The 23,188-nt window shown below is 66.0% G+C and carries 19 protein-coding genes; 8 read left to right on the top strand and 11 right to left on the bottom strand.

The features are described from left to right. Window positions 1–10: 10 nt before the first annotated feature. Both trpD and LKE06_RS20465 read right to left on the bottom strand, forming a co-directional pair. Window positions 11–1,072: an anthranilate phosphoribosyltransferase gene (gene trpD / locus LKE06_RS20470; protein ID WP_228000913.1), complete on the bottom strand. Its 1,062-nt coding sequence runs from the start codon at window positions 1,070–1,072 to the stop codon at window positions 11–13. 140 nt (window positions 1,073–1,212) lie between these two features. Further along, window positions 1,213–1,653, bottom strand: a complete 441-nt coding sequence (locus LKE06_RS20465; protein ID WP_228000912.1) for a ribonuclease E inhibitor RraB — start codon at window positions 1,651–1,653, stop codon at window positions 1,213–1,215. A gap of 324 nt (window positions 1,654–1,977) precedes the next feature. Between LKE06_RS20465 and ctaE the strand changes: the two genes are divergently transcribed. From ctaE to qcrB, 4 genes are read left to right on the top strand one after another with little or no spacing between them, the layout of a single operon-like run. After that, entirely contained in the window at window positions 1,978–2,589 is a 612-nt protein-coding gene (gene ctaE / locus LKE06_RS20460; RefSeq protein ID WP_228000911.1) for an aa3-type cytochrome oxidase subunit III, read from the top strand. 57 nt (window positions 2,590–2,646) lie between these two features. Continuing rightward, window positions 2,647–3,510, top strand: a complete 864-nt coding sequence (qcrC, locus tag LKE06_RS20455) for a cytochrome bc1 complex diheme cytochrome c subunit (protein WP_228000910.1) — start codon at window positions 2,647–2,649, stop codon at window positions 3,508–3,510. A 20-nt stretch (window positions 3,511–3,530) separates the two neighbouring features. Beyond that, the gene (gene qcrA / locus LKE06_RS20450) at window positions 3,531–4,709 is read left to right on the top strand and encodes a cytochrome bc1 complex Rieske iron-sulfur subunit (protein ID WP_228000909.1); all 1,179 of its coding nucleotides are present in this window, start codon (window positions 3,531–3,533) and stop codon (window positions 4,707–4,709) included. Then, a complete protein-coding gene (qcrB, locus tag LKE06_RS20445) occupies window positions 4,706–6,331 on the top strand; it encodes a cytochrome bc1 complex cytochrome b subunit (RefSeq protein ID WP_228000908.1) in 1,626 nt (541 codons plus the stop codon). Before qcrA ends, qcrB begins: the two co-directional genes overlap by 4 nt. Before the next feature lie 60 nt (window positions 6,332–6,391). Here the strand turns inward: qcrB and LKE06_RS20440 are convergent, their stop codons facing one another. Next, window positions 6,392–6,880 (bottom strand): polyadenylate-specific 3'-exoribonuclease AS, encoded by a 489-nt coding sequence (locus tag LKE06_RS20440; protein WP_228000907.1) that lies wholly within the window; start codon window positions 6,878–6,880, stop codon window positions 6,392–6,394. 184 nt (window positions 6,881–7,064) lie between these two features. Here LKE06_RS20440 and LKE06_RS20435 point away from each other — a divergent pair, with 184 nt between their 5' ends. Further along, a complete protein-coding gene (locus tag LKE06_RS20435) occupies window positions 7,065–8,450 on the top strand; it encodes a class II 3-deoxy-7-phosphoheptulonate synthase (RefSeq protein WP_228000906.1) in 1,386 nt (461 codons plus the stop codon). A gap of 86 nt (window positions 8,451–8,536) precedes the next feature. Here the strand turns inward: LKE06_RS20435 and pknB are convergent, their stop codons facing one another. After that, entirely contained in the window at window positions 8,537–10,495 is a 1,959-nt protein-coding gene (pknB, locus tag LKE06_RS20430; RefSeq protein ID WP_228000905.1) for a Stk1 family PASTA domain-containing Ser/Thr kinase, read from the bottom strand. A 149-nt stretch (window positions 10,496–10,644) separates the two neighbouring features. Between pknB and LKE06_RS20425 the strand changes: the two genes are divergently transcribed. Continuing rightward, entirely contained in the window at window positions 10,645–11,013 is a 369-nt protein-coding gene (locus LKE06_RS20425) for an Rv2175c family DNA-binding protein (RefSeq protein ID WP_228000904.1), read from the top strand. A 797-nt stretch (window positions 11,014–11,810) separates the two neighbouring features. Here LKE06_RS20425 and LKE06_RS20420 read toward each other — a convergent pair. The 4 genes from LKE06_RS20420 to LKE06_RS20405 form a co-directional block, all read right to left on the bottom strand. Beyond that, entirely contained in the window at window positions 11,811–12,806 is a 996-nt protein-coding gene (locus tag LKE06_RS20420) for a phytoene/squalene synthase family protein (protein ID WP_228000903.1), read from the bottom strand. After that, window positions 12,803–14,416: an alpha-(1->6)-mannopyranosyltransferase A gene (locus LKE06_RS20415; RefSeq protein WP_228000979.1), complete on the bottom strand. Its 1,614-nt coding sequence runs from the start codon at window positions 14,414–14,416 to the stop codon at window positions 12,803–12,805. The genes LKE06_RS20420 and LKE06_RS20415 overlap by 4 nt, the downstream gene beginning before the upstream one ends. Window positions 14,417–14,591: 175 nt before the next feature. Next, window positions 14,592–16,172, bottom strand: coding sequence for a phytoene desaturase family protein (crtI, locus tag LKE06_RS20410; protein WP_228000902.1), 1,581 nt, complete (start codon window positions 16,170–16,172; stop codon window positions 14,592–14,594). A 152-nt stretch (window positions 16,173–16,324) separates the two neighbouring features. After that, window positions 16,325–17,524: a polyprenyl synthetase family protein gene (locus LKE06_RS20405; protein ID WP_372477396.1), complete on the bottom strand. Its 1,200-nt coding sequence runs from the start codon at window positions 17,522–17,524 to the stop codon at window positions 16,325–16,327. Between the two features lie 177 nt (window positions 17,525–17,701). Here LKE06_RS20405 and LKE06_RS20400 point away from each other — a divergent pair, with 177 nt between their 5' ends. Continuing rightward, complete coding sequence (locus LKE06_RS20400) at window positions 17,702–18,703, top strand: methylenetetrahydrofolate reductase (protein WP_372477395.1); 1,002 nt, start codon at window positions 17,702–17,704, stop codon at window positions 18,701–18,703. A gap of 161 nt (window positions 18,704–18,864) precedes the next feature. Further along, on the top strand, window positions 18,865–19,560 hold the full coding sequence (locus LKE06_RS20395; protein ID WP_228000901.1) for a hypothetical protein: 696 nt from the start codon (window positions 18,865–18,867) through the stop codon (window positions 19,558–19,560). An 842-nt stretch (window positions 19,561–20,402) separates the two neighbouring features. Here the strand turns inward: LKE06_RS20395 and LKE06_RS20390 are convergent. Genes LKE06_RS20390 through LKE06_RS20380 form a run of 3 tightly spaced genes read right to left on the bottom strand, consistent with a single transcriptional unit; the run spans window position 20,403 to window position 23,176 of the window. Then, window positions 20,403–21,557 carry a glycosyltransferase family 2 protein gene (locus LKE06_RS20390; RefSeq protein ID WP_228000976.1) on the bottom strand — a complete coding sequence of 385 codons (1,155 nt, stop codon included), beginning with the start codon at window positions 21,555–21,557 and terminating at the stop codon, window positions 20,403–20,405. Window positions 21,558–21,577: 20 nt separating this feature from the next. Further along, complete coding sequence (locus LKE06_RS20385) at window positions 21,578–22,303, bottom strand: LppM family (lipo)protein (RefSeq protein WP_372477400.1); 726 nt, start codon at window positions 22,301–22,303, stop codon at window positions 21,578–21,580. A 45-nt stretch (window positions 22,304–22,348) separates the two neighbouring features. Continuing rightward, window positions 22,349–23,176 carry a carotenoid biosynthesis protein gene (locus LKE06_RS20380; RefSeq protein ID WP_228000974.1) on the bottom strand — a complete coding sequence of 276 codons (828 nt, stop codon included), beginning with the start codon at window positions 23,174–23,176 and terminating at the stop codon, window positions 22,349–22,351. Window positions 23,177–23,188: the final 12 nt, after the last annotated feature.

The raw sequence follows: 23,188 nt of genomic DNA, 5'->3' as shown, positions 1-23,188 counted from the left end.
TTGTAAGCGCTCAGCTGTCGCCGAGTGTGTTCGTCAGCTTTACCCACCGATCGAGTAGTTCGGCGGACTTGCCCGCGTCGATCGCGGCGGCGGCGCGCTCGATACCCGCGGCCAGCGCGTCGTGCACATCGACCTCGGGATCGCCGGTGCTCCGCGACAAGTCGTAGGCGACGATGGCGGCGGCGGAGTTCACCAGCACCGCGTCGCGGACCGCGCCGGGGGAGCCCGCGAACACATCGCGGGCGATCCCCGCATTGACCTCGGCGTCGCCGCCACGCAGCGCTTCCAGATCCACCCGGGGGATGCCGAGGCGGGCCGGGTCGATCGTCGTCTCCCGTAGTCGTCCACCGGAGACAATCCACGCGTCGGTGGTATCGGAGGTGGTGATCTCGTCCAGGCCGTCGTTGCCACGCACCACGAATGCGCTCGCACCGCGCTCGGCGAACACCCCCGCGATCACCGCGAGCAGGTCGGGAAAGGCGCATCCGACCAGTCCGGCACGCGGCTGAGCCGGATTCGTCAGCGGGCCGAGCACATTGAAGACGGTCGGAATGCCAATTTCTTTGCGGGCCGGTCCGGCGAAACGCAGCGCGGGATGGAACAGCGGTGCGAAGCAGAAGCCGATACCGACCTCATGCACACAGCGAGTCACCGCCTCTGGCCCGAGGGCCAGCTTCACCCCGAGCGCCTCGAGCACATCGGCGCCGCCGCTCTTGGAGGACGCCGCCCGATTGCCGTGCTTGACCACGGGAACACCGGTCGAGGCCACCACGATCGCGGACATCGTGGAGATATTCACCGATCCGGATCGGTCGCCTCCGGTGCCGACGATGTCCACCGCGTCGCCGTCGACGTGGACCAGACGGGCGTGCGCGAGCATGCCCGACGCCATGCCGGACAGTTCCTCAGGGGTCGGGCCTTTGATCTTGATCGCGACACCGAACGCGGCGATCTGCGCCTGCGTTGCGTTATCGGTGAAGATCTCGTTGATCACCCACGCCGTGTCATCCGCGGCCAGGTCACCGCCATCGGCGAGGGTCCCGAGCACCTGGGGCCAGCTGCGCACGCTCATGGCTTCGCCTCGCTGACGCTCGGCTCCCGCATGATCGTGCGATGCACGGCTGTGCCCGCTGCGCTCCTCATGTCCATTTCTCCCATCACACTGGTTCGCGCACCAGTTTGTCGCCATGCAGCCTAGTGGGCCGGTCCCTATTACCGCTGTTCGGTCGCGGGATCGGGTTGCAGCGCATCCCATCCGTCGGCTGTGCCATTGTGACGCTGTGCCAGCCCGGCCATCCGGGATCGTTCCTGCGATAAATGCAGCGCATCCAATACCTGGACTCGCTGCAAGATCACCTCTTCCAGGCCATCGGGCGATGACGAATCAGTGCGCGGATCAGGCAGGTATCCGTCCTGCGCGGCGATCGCGCATACCTGCTCGCGCTCCTGCGCCGGGATCCGCAGATGATGACGCAACACCGCATCCGCCTCGGACCGCCACCCGGTAGCCCGCGCGAGCGCGGTCGAACTCGCCTCGGCATCGTCGAAACTCGCCGCGACCACGACCAGATCGGCAGCGCTCGGGTCGAGCGGCGCCCGCGCGCCACCGCCGAACAGTCGAACCCACCACCGCGGCGCCACATTCGCCTCCAAGTCTCAGCTTCTACTTACCGTCACCTGCAATGCTGGACACCAGCGCCCGCACCGTCATCACACCATCCCAACCAACACCGAGCGAGTCTTACGAGCGACGTCAGCGGCCGGTTCCCGTCCGAGTGGTCGCAGCGCACGCGACCCGGTCGCAAGTCTCGACCGCTCGGACGCGAACCCTTCGGGACCGCCGACACGCCGAGCCGCAGACTCGGCAAATCAAACGCAGCTGGTCGAAGGCTGTCTGTCTGTGGGATTTCCGATAGGGCACGACGAGTTTCGCACCCGGGTACTTGTGTCGTACTACGACGAGTCATACTTACCCCCGTGACGACCGCAGTAGGGACCCCAGGATCGGCCATTACTCAGCGTGTGCATTCGCTGAATCGGCCAAACATGGTGAGCGTCGGTACCATCATCTGGCTGTCCAGCGAGCTGATGTTCTTCGCCGGGCTCTTCGCGATGTACTTCGTCGCGCGCGCCCAGGCGCACGAGAACTGGCCGCCGGAGCCGACCGAGCTGAATCTGAAGCTCGCCGTGCCGGTCACGGCTGTGCTGGTCGCTTCGTCGTTCACGTGCCAGATGGGTGTGTTCGCGGCGGAGAAGGGCGATGTGTTCGGCTTGCGCCGGTGGTACGTCGTCACGCTGGCGATGGGCACCTTCTTCGTGCTCGGCCAGGGCTACGAGTACATGCACATGGTCCACGAGGGCACCTCGATCGCGAGCAGCGTCTATGGCTCGGTCTTCTACATCACCACTGGCTTCCATGGTCTGCACGTCATCGGCGGTTTGATCGCCTTCGTGTTCGTGCTGATCCGTACCAAGGTCAGCAAGTTCACCCCAGCGCAGGCCACCACGGCGATCGTCGTCTCGTACTACTGGCACTTCGTCGACATCGTCTGGATCGCGTTGTTCGCCACGATCTACTTCGTCCGCTGAGCCAGCTACCCCCAATCTTTTGCACAAGTCGGTTCCGTCTACTCCAAAGGGACACAGATGAGTTCATCTCCCCCGTCAGCGCCAGAGCCCGCCAGCCCCGACAGCGGTAAGGCCAGCAAGACGCGTAAGCAACGCCGCACTCGTCGTCGTATCGCGGGTGGGCTCGCGCTGCTGGTGGGGCTGGTCGGAGCCGGTTTCCTTGCTGCGGCCTTCACGCCGGATCCGCAGGTCGCGACCGCGAACGAGGACCAGTCCGCGTTGATCCGCGATGGCAAGCAGCTGTATGAGACCTCCTGCGTCACCTGCCACGGCGCGAACCTGCAGGGCGTGGTCGACCGTGGTCCCAGCCTGATCGGTGTCGGCGAGGCCGCCGTGTACTTCCAGGTTTCCTCGGGCCGTATGCCGATGGCACGCAACGAGGCTCAGGCGCAGCGCAAGCCACCGAAGTTCGACGAGCACCAGACCGACGCCCTGATGGCGTACGTGGCGGCCAACGGTGGCGGCCCGAGCGTGGTGCGCGAGGCGAATGGCGAGGTGGCTCAGGAGTCGCTGCGCGGCTCGGATATCGCTCGCGGTGGTGAGCTGTTCCGCATGAACTGCGCGTCCTGCCACAACTTCACCGGCAAGGGTGGCGCGCTGTCGTCGGGTAAGTTCGCGCCGCCGTTGGAGCCCGCGAGCGAGCAGCAGATCTACGACGCGATGGTCACCGGCCCGCAGAATATGCCGAAGTTCTCCGACCGGCAGCTGAGTCCGGAAGAGAAGCGCGACATCATCGCCTATGTCAAGAACGCCACCGAAGAGAAGGATCCGGGCGGATACGGCCTCGGTGGGTTCGGTCCCGCGACGGAGGGCCTGGCCATCTGGGTGGTCGGCATCACGCTCGTCGTCGGCGCCGCGATGTGGATCGGATCAAGGTCATGACGGAGAAGGAGCCAAACGACATGGGTCGGCCGGATGAGGGCCATGACGGCATCGAGCCGTCACAAGATGGGGTGACTCCCGCTGTGTCCACGGACCCCACCGAGGAGCAGCTCGACGCGATGTCGCGCGACGAGCTGGTCAAGCTCGGTACCGAGCGTGACGGTGTCGACGTCGCCTACCGGCGCGAGCGTTTCCCGGTCCCGGGTACGCGCGCGGAGAAGCGGGCCGAGCGACAGGTGTCGTTCTGGTTCGCGATCTCCGGTCTCGCCGCCGCGGTGCTGATCGGTGTGTATCTGTTCTGGCCCTGGGAGTACAAAGGCAAGGACGAGGCCGGCAACGCGGCCTACTCGCTGTTTACCCCGCTGGTCGGCCTGAGCTTCGGTATCGCGGTGCTGGTCATCGGCGTCGCGGTCGTGCTGATACGCAAGAAGTTCATCCCCGCCGAGCTGTCCATTCAGGAACGCCACGACGGCAAGTCGCCTGAGGTCGAGCGCCGCACCCTGGTCGCCGAACTCAGTGACGCCCTTGACACCTCGACGCTCGGTCGCCGCAAGATGATCACCCGTACCGCGGGCGCTGGTGTCGGCGTGCTCGGTGTCGGCGCGCTGCTGGTGTTCGTCGGCGGCATGATCAAGAACCCGTGGGCCAAGCGCGAAAAGTCGCCGCTGTGGGTTTCGGGCTGGACCCCCGACTTCCCGGGCGAGACCATCTACATCCGCCGCGATACCGGTCGCCCGGATGACATCGTGCTCGTGCGTCCCGAGGATCTGGATGCCGGCGCGATGGAGACGGTGTTCCCGTGGAAGGAAAAGTGGCGCGGCGACGAGCACGCGACGCTGCAGTCGCTGCGCGGTATCCGCAATGCCGTCATGATGATTCGCCTGCGCACCGAGGATGCGCAGAAGGCCATCAAGCGCAAGGGCCAGGAGAGCTTCAACTTCGGCGACTACTTCGCCTACTCGAAGATCTGCACCCATCTCGGCTGCCCGACTTCGCTGTTCGAGCAGCAGACCAACAAGATCCTCTGCCCCTGCCACCAGTCGCAGTTCTTGGCGACCGAATGGGGTAAGCCGGTCTTCGGTCCCGCCGCTCGCGCACTGCCGCAGCTGCCGATCACCGTCAACTCCGAGGGCTTCCTGGTCGCCAACGGCGACTTCATCGAGCCGCTCGGCCCGGCCTACTGGGAGCGTCGTTCATGAGCTTTGCAGACAAGGCGGTCGCCCAAGCCAACGCGGCGGACGAGCGCTACCGCGCCGCCGCGTTCATGAAGCGGTCGATCAACAAGGTCTTCCCAACCCACTGGTCGTTCCTGCTCGGTGAGATCGCGCTGTACGCCTTCATCATCCTGCTGCTGTCGGGTATCTACCTGACGCTGTACTTCGATCCGTCGATGAGCGAGGTCGTCTACAACGGCGCCTACCAGCCATTGCGTGGCGTGACCATGTCGCGGGCCTATGAGACCTCGCTGGATATCTCCTTCGAGGTGCGTGGCGGTCTGTTCGTCCGGCAGGTCCACCACTGGGCGGCACTGCTGTTCGCGGCGTCGATCATCGTGCACTTGTTCCGCATCTTCTTCACCGGCGCGTTCCGCAAGCCGCGTGAGGCGAACTGGGTGATCGGCTGCTTGCTGCTGATCCTTGCGATGTTCGAGGGCTTCTTCGGCTACTCGCTGCCTGATGACCTGCTGTCCGGTACCGGTCTGCGTGCCGCGTTCTCCGGTATCACGATCGGTGTCCCGGTCGTAGGTACCTGGCTGCACTGGCTGATCTTCGGTGGTGACTTCCCTGGCGACATCATCATTCCGCGCCTCTACATCGCGCATGTGCTGTTGTTGCCCGGCATCATCCTGGCCTTGATCGCGGCGCACGTGGCGCTGGTGTGGTACCAGAAGCACACCCAGTTCCCCGGCCCGGGCCGCACCGAGAACAATGTGGTCGGCGCTCGCATCGTGCCGGTGTTCGCCGCCGACCAGGGGGCGTTCTTCGCCTTCACCCTCGGCATTGTCGGCATCATGGGTGGCGTCATGCAGATCAACCCGATCTGGAACCTGGGGCCCTACAACCCATCTCAGGTGTCCGCGGGTTCACAGCCGGACTTCTACATGATGTGGACCGACGGTATGGCGCGTCTGATGCCGCCGTGGGAGCTCTACCTGGGCCGCTATACGATCCCGGCGGCGTTCTGGGTCGCGCTGATCATGGGTCTGGTGTTCACGGTGCTGATCGTCTACCCGTGGATCGAGAAGCGTCTCACCAAGGACACCGCGATCCATAACCTGCTGCAGCGTCCGCGTGACGTGCCGGTGCGCACCGCGATCGGTGCCATGGCGATCGCGTTCTACGTGGTGCTGACGCTGTCGTGCGTCAACGACGTTCTGGCGCTGAAATTCGACATCTCGTTGAACGCGACCACCTGGATGGGCCGCATCGGGCTGCTCGTCGCCCCGCCGCTGGCGTACTTCATCGCATACCGGTTCTGCATCGGCCTGCAGCGCAGCGACCGCGCGGTGCTCGAGCACGGCATCGAGACCGGCGTCATCAAGCGCCTGCCGCATGGTGAGTACATCGAGGTGCACCAGCCGCTCGGCCCGGTCGACGACCACGGCCACCCGGTCCCGCTGGAGTACCAGGGTGCGCCCGTGCCCAAGAAGATGAGCAAGCTTGGTTCGGCGGGCAAGCCCGGCACCGGCAGCTTCCTACGGGCCGATCCCTGGCAGGAAAGCGAGCAGGCTTTCGAGATCGAGCACGAGGAGGAGCACAGGCAACTCGCCGTGCTGCAGCAGGCACAGGCAGAAGATCAGGGCGGAAAGCAGAGCCACTGATCCTCAGCAAAAGCGAAGGCCCCGAGTCGAATCCGACTCGGGGCCTTCGTCTGCGGTAGGTCAGCGGCGGCGGGCGGATTCGATGGCTTCGAATTTCGCCAGGTTGTGGCGGGCGTCGGCGAGAGCGTCGTGGGCGTCTGGTGGGACGGGAGGTAGTTCGGGGCGGCCGTGGGCATCCCAGTGCTGGCGCAGTTCGTTGGTGTAGCGCGGGAGGGTGCTGGGAAGGTCGACCATCGATCCCCACAGCTGACACAAAACCACGTGGTCATAGGCGCCCACCCAGGCCCACAGTTCCGGTTGTACGGTGGAACGAGGCACCAGGAACTTGTAGAGGTCGTCGCGGATCCGCGCACGACTGCGCCACAGCGGTGAGGACGTCGGCGGCAGCTGCGGCAACACATGCTTGCGTACCCACGGCCCGGCGCGATCGGGGTCGAATTCGGTAGAGACCGCATAGAATTCACGGCCATCCTCACAAACGACACCGATGGAAACGAGGTCGATCGTTGTCCCGTCCTCGATGAATTCTGAATCGTAAAAGTATCGCAACGGGATCGGTTATCTCCTTGGCATCGGATGCGGTCATGGCACGTGTCAACGCGGGCAACCCTATGTCGGCCGAGGGTCGGCGCGCCGCAGGGGTTGCTCGAGGTGGAGATTTGTGTCACCTCAGGTGGGGGGATTTCCACCACTCCGGGTGTCTGTGCGACCGGGCGGTACGTATTCTGAACTGGTGAACTGGACCGTCGACGTACCCATCGATCGCTTGCCGGAACTGCCACCGCTGCCCGCGGCGTTGCGACAGCGACTTGATGCCGCGCTTGCCCGTCCCGCGCTTCAGCAACCGTCGTGGGATCCGGCGCTGGCGGCGGATATGCGCACGGTGCTGGAGAGCGTGCCGCCGATCTGCGTGCCTGCCGAGGTGGAGGAGCTGCGAGTGCAGCTCGCCGAGGTCGCGCGGGGTGAAGCATTCCTGATGCAGGGCGGCGACTGCGCGGAAACCTTCGCAGACAACACCGAGCCGCACATTCGCGGCAACATTCGGACGCTGTTGCAGATGGCTGTCGTGCTCACCTATGGCGCGAGCCTGCCGGTCGTCAAGGTGGCGCGCATCGCGGGTCAGTACGCCAAACCACGGTCCTCCGATACGGATTCGCTCGGTCTCATCTCCTACCGCGGCGACATGGTGAATTCGCTGGCGCCCGACGCGGCGGTCCGCGAGCACGATCCGTCACGCCTGGTGCGTGCCTACGCCAATGCCAGCGCGGCGATGAACCTGGTGCGCGCACTGACCGGTGCGGGCATGGCGGACCTGCACCAGGTGCACGACTGGAACCGCGACTTCGTCGCACAGTCGCCGGCGGGCGCCCGGTACGAGGCGCTGGCCGCGGAGATCGATCGTGGTCTGGCATTCATGTCCGCGTGCCGGGTCAACGATCCCAGCCTGCAGTCGGCGCGGATCTACGCCAGCCACGAGGCGCTGGTGCTCGACTATGAACGCGCCATGCTCCGCCTCAGCGAGAACGCGGCAGGCGAGCCGGTGCTCTACGACCTCTCCGCGCACTTCCTCTGGATCGGCGAGCGCACCAGGCAGCTCGACGGGGCACATATCGCGCTCGCGGAGCTGCTCGCCAACCCGATCGGTCTGAAGATCGGCCCGACCACCACGCCGGATCAGGCAGTCGGGTACGTCGAGCGGCTCGACCCGAACAACGAGCCGGGCCGGTTGACCATCGTCTCGCGTATGGGCAACGGCAAGGTGCGCGACGTGCTACCGCCGATCATCGAGAAGGTGCAGGCCACCGGGCATCAGGTGATCTGGCAGTGCGATCCCATGCACGGCAACACCCACGAGGCGTCCACCGGTTACAAGACCCGTCATTTCGATCGAATCATCGACGAAGTGCAGGGCTTTTTCGAGGTTCACCACGCGCTCGGCACCCATCCGGGCGGCCTGCATATCGAGCTGACCGGTGAGGATGTCACCGAATGCCTCGGCGGCGCGCAGGACATTTCCGACCTGGACCTGTCGGGTCGCTACGAAACCGCCTGCGACCCGCGCCTCAATACCCAGCAGTCGCTGGAGCTGGCGTTCCTGGTCGCCGAAATGCTGCGCTGAGCTGTTTCCGATCCGGCTCGTGCGGCACGGGTTCGTGCCGCACGAGTTGGCTGGGGCCACTGGAAGATTCGGTCATTACTGGCGGTTCACGGTAGCGCGACGATCGACACCGAGGTCCCGGATTCGATATTGGCCTGCGCGGCGGGACTCTGGGAGATCACCACTGAGCTGTCGGACTGCGTCAGCTGACGCACCTGCACCTGCAGGCCGAGACTCTGCAGTTTGGATCGTGCGTCCCCGACACTCTGCCCGAGCACATTGGGCATGCGGATGGCGTTGGACACGATCAGGGTGACGCCATCACCGGACTGCACGGTGGTGCCTGCGGCGGGATCTGTGCCGATCACCTTGTCGGCCTCGATGCCGCGATCGAACTGCATCCTGGTCTCACGCACCGTAATACCGGCATCGGTCAGCAATTTGGTGGCCTCCGCGGTGGTCTTTCCGCGCAGGTCGGGCAGCTTGACCGGCTTCGATCCGTTACTGCGATAGACCTTGACCTGAGCGTTCATCGGCAACACGGTGCCCGCCGCCGGTTCGGTTCGCGCGAGGCTGCCCTTGGGGGCGGAGCTTCCGGTTTCTCCCGAATCGACCGGCTGCAGTCCGGCGTCACGGATGAGCTGGTTGACCCTCGAGACCTCGTCGCCGGATTTCACATCTGGCACCCTCGGTTTGCCGCTGGACACCAACACCGCCACCGTCGACCCCTTGATGACCTTGGACCCGGCAGACGGGTCGCTGCCCACCACACCGCCCACCGGGATCGTGTCCGACGCCTTCTGCCGCACCTCGGTCTCGAAACCGGCGTCGGCCAGCGCGGCGACGGCGCGTTCCTGGTCGAATCCGGCGATCGACGGCACCGGCGAGAATCTTCCGACGCCGAGCCACCAGCCGCCCACGCCGACCACGAGCGTCAAGATCGCCACCGCCGCCACCCATAGCAGCACGGTGCGACGCGAGCGGGAGCGGTCGGAATCATATTCCGGGTAGGGCGAGGGGTGGGCGTGCTGCGAGGTGCGCGGATCGTAGCCGTCGGGTGGGCCGTAATCGCCGTAACGGGGCCGCGGCGCCGTCACCACCTTGGTGTGCTGTACGGCCGGCGGGGTATGCGGGTCAGGATGAGCGGCCGCAGCGGCAGCGGCCTGCTCCGGCGCCGCGAACCGATAGGTGGCGCTGAGATGCTCGGCCGACTCTGTGGGAGCGGGCACCCGATAGGGCGGCAGATCCAACGTGACCGCGATCCCACGCAACGCCGCCGCCATTTCGTTCGCATCGGCGAAGCGGTGCACGGGCTCGCGAGCGGTCGCCCGCATGATCAGCTCGTCGAACTCCGGTGGCACACCCGGAATAAACTGGCTCGGGCTCGGAACATCGTTCTCGATCCGCTGATACGCCACCGACAACGAGGTATCACCGGTGAAAGGCACACGGCCGGTAAGCAATTCGAAAATCAGTACACCGAACGCGTAGACATCGCTTCGCGAATCCGCGGTGCCGCTGGTGACCTGCTCGGGCGCCAGATACGCGGCGGTACCGAGGATCACACTCGCCGAGGTGGTGTTGGCCGCCGCCACCGCGCGCACCAAACCGAAATCGGCGATCTTCACCTCACCCGCATCCGAGATCAGCACATTCTCCGGCTTGATATCCCGATGGATCAGGCCCGCAGAATGCGCCACCCCTATCGCGGCGAGCACCGGCTCGGCGACCGCGCACGCCGCGTGCGGCGGCATCGGGCCGCGCTCACGTAGCAGCTCACGCAGCGTGCCGCCCTCGACAAGCTCCATGATCAGAAACGGATACTCGCCATCCACACCCTGGTCGTACACCGCGACCAACGACGGATGCTTGAGCTTCGCGACCGCACGCGCCTCGAATTCGAACCGCGACAAGAACTGGGGATCGGCCGCGAACTTCGGATCCATCACCTTGATAGCGACCGGGCGGTCCAAGCGAGTATCCACACCACGGAAGACCATCGACATCCCGCCGCGAGCAATCGGCGCATCGATACGGTAGCGCCCTTCCAGAATTTGCCCGATCAAGTGATGTCCTCCGGCTTTCACAAAGTTCTCACCCCTCGCTGCTAGTGCGACAAGCGACCAGCCGCCCCGTGCGGCCCCCACGATGGTATCGGCGAATGCCACCCGGGTGTCTCACGACGTGCGGCCTACGACCGTCTACCGTTATCCCCGTGAGTGCATTTCCCTGCAGCGATGACGTCCTTCCGGAGTCCGTGGTGGTCCTCCCACTGCCGGAGGTGGCAGACCAAATCGGGCTCGCAGTAACCCGGGTTCATCAAATGCTGCGCGACCATCAACTGCTCGCCCTGCGCCGCGACGGCGTGGCCGGCGTCCCCGAACGATTCTTCGACGAGACCGGCGCGGTAGTCAAATCGCTGCCCGGGCTGATCACAGTGATGAAAGACGCGAAGTACACCGACGAGGAAATCCTCGAATGGATCTTCACCGACGACGAGACGCTGCCAGGGAAACCCATCGACGCGCTGCACGGACCGTTAGCACGCGAGGTGTTGCGTAGGGCGGCAGCGGATCCGTTCTGAGGGTTGTGTTTTTGGCCGCTGGCGCGGCTGTGTTGTTTGGCGGCGCCTGCGGGGCTGCGTGTTCGCGGCCCCTATGGCTCGCGTCCGAGGGGTAAATGCTTGCTCCTTCGTCGCTTCGTATTTGTCCCTCGGACGTGAGCCGGGCGCGAACTTTGGGGCTCGGTCTCGCTTCGCTCGGAAGCTGTTGTTGTGGCGAGTGGGTGCGTATGGGGGTTGGTGTGGCACCGGCTGTTTCTGTAGCTGGTTGGGTGCCTGTGTTCGGTAGCTGAGGGGGCTGGATCTTGCTGCGAGACTGTGTCGTGGCGGGGCGCGTGGGTGGGGTTGCGGGGGACTCGGGGTTTGGGTAGTCCAGTGAGGTTTGCTGTGTTTATTGGCCGCTGGCGCGGCGTGTTCGCGGCCCCTAAGGCTCACGTCCGAGGGGCAAATACTTGCTCCTGCGTCGCGTCGTATTTGCCCCTCGGACGCGAGCCGGCCGCGAACTCTAGTGCTCGATCTCGCTTCGCTCGAAAACTGGTGTCGTGGCGAGTGGGCGCGCAAGGGGGCTCGTGCGGCACCGACCGATTCTGTACACAGATAGGTGCTGTGGTTTGACAGCCGAAAGGTTCGGTCTCGCTACGCTCGAAAACTGGTGTCATGGCGAATGGGCGCGTAGGTGGGCTCGTGTGGCACCGATGGTTTCTGTACCCAGTCGGGGGGTGCCGTGCTTTAGCGGTTGGGGGCTCGGTCTGGCTGCGCTCGAAAGTGGGGCGCGGCTCGTGGCGCGTCAGTGGGCTCGTGCGGGGTTTGTTTCTGCGCGGTCAGAGGTGGGGGAGTGTGGTGGTGAATGCGGCGGTGGCTACGCGGAGGCGGCGGTGGGTTGGGACCGTTGCTCGGTGGTTGAAGACGGCGTAGTCGGAGTGTTCGATTTCGTCGAGGATGGCCGCGTAGAGGGTGCTGGCTGTGCGGATGGCGGGGCGGACGCGGGGTTCTAGTAGCTGGATGCCGGGGGCGGCGCGGCGGTAGATGCCGCGGTTGATGGCTATGAGGTTGGCCAGGGCGCGACGGACTCGGCGGTCGGTGTGGCCGGTGCGGCGGCAGTGTGCGAGCAGGTCGTGGTTGACGCCGAAGGCGGCGAGTTCGTCGGCGGGGAGGTAGACGCGGCCGCGATCGAGGTCTTCGGCGACGTCACGGAGGAAGTTGGTGAGCTGGAATGCCTCGCCGAGCGCTGCGGCGGCGGGTTCGGCTTCGGAGACAGGGACAACGGTGCCGAGGACGGGCAACAGTTGCAGTCCGATCGCGGCGGCGGAGCCGCGCATGTAGTCGCGCAGTTGCGCCATCGAGGCATAGCGGTCGCGGTACTGGGGGGTGCCGGGGATGTCCATGCGCATGGCGTCCATGAACGTCCAGAAGTGCTGGGGCGCAATGCCGTAGCGTTCGATGGTGGCGGTGAGCGCGAGCAGGACTCGGTGGCGGTGGTCGTCGATGGGCTCGGACAGGGGGTTGCCTTCGAGTCTGCTGCGCAGCTGTTTCTCGATGCGATCCAGCAGTCCGGCATGGTCTTCGATGCGATAGGCGTTCGCTGTCGGGTCGGAAGTGTCCTGGAGGTCGATGGCCTCGGCGTGGTCGACGATATCGTCGACCATCCTGGCGAACGCGTACAACGCGTGCACCGCCGGTCTTCGCTCGGCGCTCAGCAGGCGGGTTGCTAGAAAGTAGGTGCGGCCGTGTTCGGCGGCGACCTGCCTGCATACGCGGTAGGCGGCGGCTAATTCGGCGGTTGTCGGTTTGGTGCCGGTCGGCCCTGCGCCTGTCATCGACGCGGTGACGGTGCCGGATCCGCCGGGCTGGCTCGCAAACGCAGCGGGTCCACCTTCCGCAGCGACAGCGCCGCCACCACCGCGGCGAAGGTCGCGAGGGCGACGTGCCAGAAGTTGTAGAGCCCGATCGAACCGTCCGGCTGGAACACCAACATCAGCCAGGTGCACAGGCCGACCAGCACCATCAATGTGGTGGTAGACAGCGCGAAACCCGCAGCCAACGCCAGGGGCCAGGAGTAATACCAGGGCAACGCGGCGGGCGAGAGGACAACAATGCCGACGAAGGCGATGACGATGCCGAGCACGGCCTCGCGCTCACTGTGGCGGAACCGCCACCACGTCCACGCCAGCAGCGCCACCAGGGCAACGGCACAGATCATCCTGGTTACTGGTAGCACCGAATCCCGTGTCAACGGCGTTACCCAGGTTGTCGCATGCGCCATGATCGTCGGCAGCGACAACCAATTAACGATCTTCTTCGACCCCGACAACGCGGTTAGCCAGCCGATGCCGACCCCGGCGGCAAGTGAGGCCAGCGCGAACACCACCGCGAATACGCCGAGCCCGAGCCCCGCGATCCTGGCGAACATCATTGCGGGATGCGGCATTTCCTCGCTCGGCCGGGCGGCGTCGGGCTCACCTTCGAGTGCCTGTGTTGCCCCAGGGGAAGCCGCCGCCCGTTCCATCGCCCGGCGCTCTCGTTCATGCAACATCCAGATCCACACCAGGAATGGCAGCGCGATCCCAGCGGTGGCCTTGATGGCGACGCCGATCGCGACGACGACTATCCCCGCAACATGATGCCGCTCCAGCACAAGCGCGATTCCCGCGCACATGAGGCCGACCATGAGCACTTCGTTGTGTACGCCGCCGATGAGGTGGATGAGCACCAGTGGATTGAGCACGGCCAACCACAGCGCGACCGCAGGCTTGCCGCCGAGGTGTTTGGTCAGATATGGCACCGCCCACATCATCAGTGCCAGCCCCGGCAGCATGACCAGGCGCAGCGCGATCGTCCCGGCCACCACGTTGTCGCCGGTGATCGCGGTGATCGCGCGGCCGAGCAGCAGGAAGATCGGACCGTAGGGTGCGGTGGTTGTGGTCCAAACGGGACTCACATTGTCGAGCAGCACACCGGGATTGGCGACCGGGCCGACCTGATACGGGTCGAAACCGTCACGCAACAGCGCGCCCTGCGCCAGATACGAGTAGGCGTCGCGGCTGAACATCGGTGCTGCGAAAAGTAGCGGGAAGATCCAGATACCGACGATCGCGCGCAACTCGTTGAGCGTGACACCCGCGTCGGGTCTGTCCCCGAAGCCGATGGTGGTCCGGCCGAGTCGGACCCACGCGGTGATCATCAGCAGCACGCCGACCCAGATCACGATGGTCGACAGTGCGTAACCGTGGCCGAATCGCAGCCAGGACAGGTGCATTGCCTCGAGGATCGGATCGCGTTCGCGGACACTGCCCGCACCGAATCCGCCGAAGGTGATCATCGCAGCGCCGAAGAACCCGAGTAGCGCGGAGTGCCCCTCTGGGCTGCGGAGGAAATCCGCCGAGGTTCGCATCCACCGCCGGAGTCCGTGCCCGGACGTTGCGCTCATGTCGCGCGCGCTGGGCGGGTAATCCGGCGTGACGGTGTCCGCGAGCGGCGCATGCGTCTCGATGATGACGTCCTCGGTGCCGGTTGCGGCGCTGGTCTCGGGGGGTGGCATGTGGTGTTGTTCCCCCCCGGATTTATGGGCGGCGGTACCGCGAGCGAATAGGTCGGCGTTGAGTTTAATGGTTCGCCGGGAACACTATCCCGGTGGTGCGCGGGGTTTCATCCCGAGTGGGCGCCGTGACGCCGGTAATCCTGTATGCCGCTAGTTTTCCCGACAGCAATGCGGTCGGTACTCCCACACCCGGCGTGGTGCCACAACCGGCGATAACCACATTGTCGCTGGAGCGTGGAAAATTGCGTGGACGAAATGGTCCCGTTTGCCGGAACAGGTGCGCGGCGGAGAATGGCGTGCCCGCCAGCATGCCTTGGTCACGCCAGGTGGACGGGGTGTCGAGATGATCGACGGTGAAGTGTTCGGCGATGCCGTGATAGCCGCGTGATTCCAGCACTTCCAGGAGTTCACGCAGGTAGAACGGTCCGATCCGGTCCCAGTCCAGTGGTGCGGAATCCAGGTTGGGGCACGGTGCAAGCAGCGAGAACGGTTCGTGGCGGCCTTCGGGTCGGTCGATGTGGAGGGCCGGGTCGGTGAGCGCGGGGCGGGTCAGCAGCAATGAGGGATCGCTCATCAGCCTGCCCTTGCCGCGCCCGGTCGCGATCTCGTCGAATGTTCGATCCCATGCCGCACCGAACTCGATGGTGTGATGAGCCTGCACGGGCCAGGTAGCGGCGATCTCGGCGGGAACGGTGCCGTGCGCGACGACGGCCGAGGGCGCGGCACGCAGCCTGCGGCGGCGCACGCCGAATCGCTCGATCGAGCCGAGGTCGGCGGTGAGTACCAGGGCATCGCAGTCGAAGCCGCGGCCGTCGGCGGTCCGGACCCGCTGTGCGCGTCGGCCCGCGTAGTCGATCCCGGTGACCTCGGTGTTCAGCAGTAAGGTGCCGCCCGCCGAGGTGAAAGCGTCGGCGAGGGCGACGGCAATCGCGCTCATCCCGCCCTGGGGGAAATAGACGCCGAGCGAGGTGTCCATATGTGGGATCGCGCCGTACACGGCCAACGCCCGCGCGGGCGGCATACCGGCGTAGAGGGCTTGGAAGGTGAACAGTCGCGCCAGGCGTGGATCGCGCAGGAACTTGCCGACGCGCGGGCCGAGCCTGCCGAACCCGCCGAGCCGCAGCAGTGCCGCGAGCGCGCGACGCTTCGCGGGCTTGCGGACCATATCCAGCGGAGAATCGAAGTTCGTGTCCATGAACTCGCCGAACTCGGCGTCATAGATGCCCGCAAGCCAGGATCGCAGCCGCCGATAGCCACGCGCTTCCTCGGCGCCGCAGGTGCGGGTTACTTCGGCGGCCATGGTCTCCGGGTCGGCGAATACTCGAATGGTGGCGCCGTCGGCGAACTTCGCGTGATAGCTGGGAGTCAGTTGGTGGATCCGCAGCGGCGGTGTGCACGTCTGCGGGGTCTGTCCGACGGCCGCCAAGGCGTGGTTGATCAGCTCCGGCAAGGTCAGCACGGTTGCGCCGGAGTCGATCTCGTAGTCCGGTCCGCGATAGCGGCCCACCCGGCCGCCGGGGTGGTCGGCCCGCTCCAGCAGGGTCACGCTACGTCCGGCGCCGGTCAGATACAGCGCGGCGGCCAGCCCGGATAGGCCCGCGCCGACCACTACTACGCGATCGGTTGGTCCGGCGACGGTCTTCATCTCGTACTCCTTGCCGGGCCGCGACGTCGTCCGGCTGGTTTCATCAGCGGTCAGTGGGGCATCTCACGCCGGGGGGCATACTGGACGCGCTGTGCCCCAATGGTTTTCATGCGTCTGGTTTTCATGCGTCGCTCAGCTCGAGCGCCGGGGACTCATGCGGTGCGCCTGGTCACGGCCAACGCCATGCCACGCAGGTGCTCCTTTGCCGCGGCGGTGGCGGCACTGGATTCGATCGCTGTCAGACCCTGTTCGGTGAGGTCGGCGATACGGCGTTCCACCTCGTCGACGGCGCCGAGTTCGGTGAGCACGACGCGTAGGTGCTCCACCCGATCCGCGGTGAGGTCGGTTCCCAGGCTGGTGCGCAGGAGGGCGGCGGCGGCCGGGTTGGTGGTGTCGGCGCGCCGCAGTGCCTCCGCGACCAGTACGGTCCGCTTGCCTTCGCGCAGGTCGTCGCCCGAAGGTTTTCCGGTGACCTGTGGGTCACCGAAGACACCGAGCAGGTCGTCACGCAGCTGGAAGGCGACGCCGATATCGGTGCCGAAGGTGCGGTATGCCTCGATCAGGCCCGGATCGGCGTCGGCGATGACCGCGCCGAGGTGTAGCGGACGTTCGACGGTATATGCGGCGGTTTTGTAGCGGTTGATCCGCAACGCGGCATCCACCGATTCGTCGCCACCTGCCTCCCCGTTGATGTCGAGCAGCTGCCCGCCGAGTACCTCAGTGCGCATCAGCGCCCAGACCTGTGCGAATCGGGCGATCGCGGCGGGATCCAGACCAGAGGCGTGCACCATATCGTCGGCCCAGGCCAGCGCGAGGTCGCCGACGAGGATGGCGACGCTGGTGCCGTAGTGCTCGGCATCGCCGGCCCACCCGCGATCACGGTGGCGCTGCTCGAAGTCGACGTGCACGGTGGGGAAGCGGCGCCGGGTGCGAGAGGAATCGATGATGTCGTCGTGAATCAACGCGCACGCCTGTACCAATTCCAGTGCGGCACAGGCATTGAGCACTGCGGCGGCTTCGGGTGCGGCCGGATCGCCGCCCGCACCGAGCCAGCCGGTCCAGGCGAAAGCGGGCCTGGTTCGCTTGCCGCCGCGCAGGACGAACTGTTCGAGCGTGTCCGCGGCCTGGACGAAAATCGCGCCGAGCGGTTCGACAGTAGGCCGGCGGGTGCGGAAGAAGGCGGTGAGTGACGTCTCTACCGCAGCGACGAAGGCCGGTGTTCCGGCTCGCAGCGCGGCGTAGTCGGTGACCGGTGCGGTGTCATCGTCGGGTACTCGCGACGAAGACACCCCGGCCTGCGGCGTATCCCGAGGCGGCTGGATACCGGTTCCGGCGGACAGGGGAGCCTCCAAGGTCGTGCGATCCGTGAACTGCGCCGGGCGGGTGTGGCGCGGCGTCGAATGTAATCGGTGCGGGCGGAGCGAACGGATGTTTGCTCAGCGGTGGCGTACATGCCGCCAGGTCGAAGAATACGCGTGTGACCCGAGTAACCCGAGGGGACCGCGACCGTCCACCACTACACTGGACTGGTGACTTTCGATAACGTGCGGCGACGCTCGACCCCTGGCCGGCCGTCCCCGACGCCACCGATCGTCTCTGGTACACCCTCGGTTGTGCAGAGTCTGCGAGTCCATTCGGGCAGCGCGGTGCCGTTTTCCGTCGAGTTCAACCCGCCGCGTGACGCCGCCGCCGAGGCCAGACTGTGGCGTGCGGTGCGGCAGTTCGAACGGATGCATCCGGCCTTTGTTTCGATGACCTATGGCGCGGGTGGGTCGACGCGTGACCGCACGGTCCGGGTGACCGGCGCGCTGGCCCAGGAAACCACGTTGCTGCCGGTGGCGCATCTGACCGCTGTCGAGCACAGCCTCGCCGAGCTGCGCTCGCTGGTCGGCGCGTACGCCGACTCCGGTATCCGTAATATTCTGGTGCTGCGCGGTGACCCGCCCGGCGATCCGCTCGGCGATTGGACCAAACATCCCCAGGGTGTCACCTACGCCGAGGAGCTGGTGCGTATCGTGCGCGACCTCGGTGACTTCCATGTGGGTGTCGCGTCGTTTCCTCAGGGCCACCACCATTCGCCCGATCTGGACAGCGACACTCGCTTCCTGGCCGCGAAATTGCGTGCGGGCGCGGAGTATTCGATCACCCAGATGTTCTTCGACGTCGAACACTATCTGCGCCTGCGTGATCGGGTCGCGGCCTTCGATCCGGTCGAGGGCGCCAAACCGATTATCCCCGAACTGATGCCGATCACCTCGTTGCGCACCGTCGCCCGCGCCGAGGAATTGTGCGGGCGCCCACTGCCGAGCGCCGTGATAGACCGGCTGCACCGTGCGGCAGGCGACACCTCGAACCCCGACCAGGCCGCGGTCCGCGAGGTCGGCATCGAGATCGCCACCGAAATAGGTCAGCGACTCATCGATGAGGGCGCGCCCTGCCTGCATTTCATCACCCTCAACTTCGCGAAAGCGACCAGTGAGGTGCTCAATAATCTCGGTTACGGCGTGACGGCCGCCCCGATCAGCGCCTGAGGGCCGACGGCACGCGAAGCGGCCGGGCCCGAATGATCGGTAAGAGGCAACATCGGGCCACGCGACGCGCCGAGGGTTTGCCAATCGAAATAACCCCTGTTATGCGCATTTGCCGGAGTACTCTCTGACCTCGATCGTGCCGACGTTGAGGAGCCCCGCTCGTGACCGTATTGCGCCGTATCACCACACTCGCCGCCATTGCGACCAGTTCGACCGCGCTGGCCTTTGCCATCCCGGCCGTCGCGACGGCCACACCCGCAGAGCCGGTTCCGGCTGCGACCGCAACCGCCACACCCAATGACCTACTCGGCGTCTATCAATCGGCGCTCGACGCGCTGAAGGCGTTCGGTATGGACCCGTTCCTGTACCCAACGGTCGCGGCGTTCTGCTCGGACTCGAGCACCCTTGGTCTGGTCCCCGCGATCGCAGGTGCCGTCCCCGGCCCGTGGCCGAAGACGAACGTCGCCATCCCCGGCCTCGACCTGACCGCGGTAAAAACCGGCCAGACCATGTTCACCTTCGTGCCCTACGGCATCGGTGCCGACACTTCGACGGTGTCGGGCATGCAGATCGCCTGGCTGAATCTGAGCAACGGCCGCAGCGGCACCGCCGCGATGGGCCCCCTGACGGACATCTTCAAAGCCATGGTGCCACCAGAGGTCCCCCCGGAGGTCCGCCCCCTCGCCGAACGCGCCATCCACGACTTCTTCGCCGCCGCTCTCCCTCTCGGCGGCGTCCGCGCCATCCCCGTAGACACCGGTTCCGGCACAGTCCTGGCCGCAGTCTTCGGCACCGTAGACAACGGCGGCCACCCCTGCTTCTTCCTGCCAACAGTAGGTATTACGTCGGTCCGATAGCACGGCGGTAAGCACCGCCCGCCCGCCGAACAGCAAGTGCCACACCAACATCCTCACCACCGAGCCCGCATCGGTCGAAAGTTCCGACCCGAAGCGGAACGAGACATCGCAGCTGTTATCCAGACGCCCGAGAGTCTCAGCAACCCGCCACGCCGACCGGCGCTGGTCTGAAACCGAAGCGGGTCCCCAACCCGTGACAGTTCAACGTGCCCACTCGCCATGACTGCCGGTGCCGCACGAGCCGCTGAAGTGCCACGAGCCGCACCCCAGTTTCGGGCACAGCCAGACCGAGCCCCCCAACCCCCAAAGCGCAGCCCTAACTGGGTACAGAAACCGTCAGTGCTGCGCCAGCCCCCCACAGGCGCCAACTCGCCAATTCGAGCGCAGCGAGACCGAGCCCCCAACCGCTAAAGCACGGCCCCTGACTGGGTACAGAAACCGTCGGTGCCGCACGAGCCCACTCGCGTGCTCACTCGGCGCGACAACAGTTTTCGAGCGTAGCGAGACCGAGCCTCTCGGCTGTGAAACCACAGCACCTATCTGTGTACAGAAGTAGCCGGTGCCGCACGAGCCCTCTTGCGCACCCACTGGGCGCGACAACAGTTTTCGAGCGTAGCGAGATCGAGCACTAGAGTTCGCGGCCGGCTCGCGTCCGAGGGGCAAATACGATGCGACGAAGGAGCAAGTATTTGCCCCTCGGACGCGAGCCAAAGGGGGCCGCGAACACGCCGCGCCAGCGGCCAATAAACACAGCAAACCTCACTGGACTACCCAAACCCCGAGTCCCCCGCAACCCCACTCACCACACCACCAGCCCCGAGCAACCCAGTCCGCCCCGAACCTCAGAACCGCCAACACCCCGCACCAGCGCCCAAAAACAAATCCCGCCCTTTCCACCGCAACGCCCCCCGCCGCCGCACTTGCCGCGACCGCACCCACAACCACAGATAACCCCCAACAGACACCGGATGCGCAAGCGCCGCAATCACATCCGCAACACTCACACCCCCGCCAACCTCAGTGGCCCGTGCCAGCACCCGCCCCGCCACCGCCGCCCCGTAGCCAACCACCCCGGCCCGCCGTACCGCATCCCGACCAACGAAAGCCGCCACCACGGGAACCCAATACCCCAGCGCCGCAACAGCTCCCACGCCCACGCCCACCGACCCCCCGTAAGCTGACCACAGCCAGCGGGTATACCCCGCCTCGACTTCGGCAGCGCCACAATACATTCGGGTGCTAGCCAGCGCCCCAGCGGCGACGAGCTCGGTGTGGTAACCCGAACGCCGCAGGGCACGAGCGATATCCAGGTCCTCGGTGACACTGGCCGCCACCGTGGCGTGCCCGCCGATGGCCCGGTACGACGCGGCGTCGAGGACCAGAAACTGCCCGCATGCCACGACGGTCGAGGGCCGGGTGCTGCGATTGGCGAGCGAGATCGGCAGTGTCGAGGCCCACGACCAGCACAGCAGCGGTTGCACCAAGGCCTCGGCCACCGATCCCGATCGTTGCCATGGCCACGGCGACAGCAGTGCGACACCGTGGCGACGCAATTGCACCGTCGCGGCGGCGATTGCGTTCGCCGCCAATCGAATATCGGCATCGAGGAACACCAGCGTCGGCGTACGCACCAGCGCGGCCAGCCGAGCGCAGGCCGCGGCCTTGCCGGTCCATCCGGGATCGGGTTCGTTCTCGCCGCGAATCACCGTGAATCGTTCATCGCCCGCGATGGCCGCCGTGGCCGCGCCGAGGGTGTCGTCGTTGGAGGCGTCATCGAGGATCAACACTCGCAGTTCCGGCACGCCTACCTGGGCACGCAGATCAGCGATCAGCGCGGGGAGCCGTGCGGCCTCGTTCCGAGCGGGCACGCACACCGTGACCGGCTCGGCGTTCGTCGCGGTCTCGGAGAGTCGAGGAATGGTCACCCGGTTGTACAGCGCGATCGCCGCGCCGAGTAGCGCGATACCGGTGCCTGCGCGAGCCACCGTCACGGCGATCGGCCTGTCGAACGCTGACCTCAAACCTGCTGCCGTGGTCGCCGCATGCTGCTGAAGGAGAATCCTTCCGGCGCTCCGGGCGGTGCCGGGTTGCGATTTATGTACGCCAGCGCCGCGATGATGGCGGCCACGGCGAGGGTGATGCCACCGACGATGCCTGCCCAGCCCGCGAACGAGCGGGTGTTGGGGTCGGCGTAGCTGACCTCGGCGCGCAGGTTGGTTACATCGCCGGGCGGCAGTTTCCACGACACCGTCGAGTCGTCCTCGCGGTTGCCGTTGGTCTTGGCGACCCGAGCCGGGAACGCCACGACGAACTGTACGTCCGAGCCGTGCGGGGGTACCGATTTCAGATCGACCCTGCCGTTGAGGCTCACCAGGTCACCGGTGCGCTGGAACTGCAGGTTGAACATGCCCTGTGTCTGTTCGGACATGCCGCCGAGTTGGGAGACCTCGCCGAAGGAGAGATCCTCGAAGAAGACTTTGCTGCCCACGTAGCCGTCTTGGCTGTAGGGCTCCACGCGCACCTTGGCGGCCAGCGCATCGGGGGCTTTCAGCTGCGGGCCCTTGTCATTGGCGTCCGCGGGCACGACCGCGGCCACGATTCGCCCGGATACCCGATCATTGGACGACACGCCCATCGAAACCTGTACGCGTAGGCAGCCCGCGAGCACGGGGACCAACAGCGCCGCCAGCAGAACTGCGGCCGCTATCCGGGTCCTGGGACGGGGTGAGCGCGACGCCGATATTGTCGGCGCGTCGGGTGTTGTGGTGAGAGGGCTCGGCTGCACGGCTCACATCGTGCCAGGCCGTCGGCTCGGATGGGTACACGACGGGCGGAACCGCTGCCGCCCGAGTTCGTGCCGAGCCTGTACGAGCCACACCACCAGCGGTATCCCGAGAATCCCAAGCCCGACCGCGCCGTAGCGGGCCGATGCGGGCAGACCAAGGAACACGGCGTGTGCGAGGGCGGATCCGAGCCATGTCCACAGAAACACCACGACCGGCACCACGGTTGAGCCGGTGTGCGCGGCGGTGCGATCCCAGATCGTGAGCGCCAGCGCCATCACCGCCGCCACCGCGAACCATCCCAGGTAATTGGTGTACGGAATCTGCGCCAGCCCGGGCAGCCCCGAATCGGCGTCGGACCAATTCCACTGTCCGTCGGTAACCATTTGCGGATCCAGAAAAAGATCCCATCCCACCGCCCCCATGGCGGTGAGTCCGATTCGCACGACCGCCCGCCGTGTCGACAAGCCCGCGACAACCCAGATCGGGTACAGCCCGCCGGTCCAGGCCAGCGCGACGACCAGCGGCACCCCGGCAATCGCTGGACCGAGCCGATCCGTCGCGTATGTGTAGCTTCCGAACGGGAATCCTGTTGCCGTGCCGACGATTTCGGAGAGCAAACCGAGACCCGATACGATAGCCAGGAACCCAGCGGCGTAGTGCGCCCCGCGCGTCACCACCGCGTGCGCGAGGGCCGTCGCCACCGAGAGCAGTACGACGACGACGGTGATCCGATCCCGCGCCGCGCCACTGCTCAGCGGATAGCCGATCTGAGCGGCAATCAGCAGAATCATGCACGCGGCCGAAATCGCCTGCCACACACGCGAGAACATCCGGTTCGCTTC

The sequence above is a fragment of the Nocardia australiensis genome, assembly GCF_020733705.1.
In the GTDB taxonomy this organism is placed as follows: Bacteria; Actinomycetota; Actinomycetes; order Mycobacteriales; family Mycobacteriaceae; genus Nocardia; species Nocardia australiensis.
The sequence above is the reverse complement of the archived record's forward strand: the minus strand, read 5'-3'. Positions and strand labels throughout refer to the sequence as shown.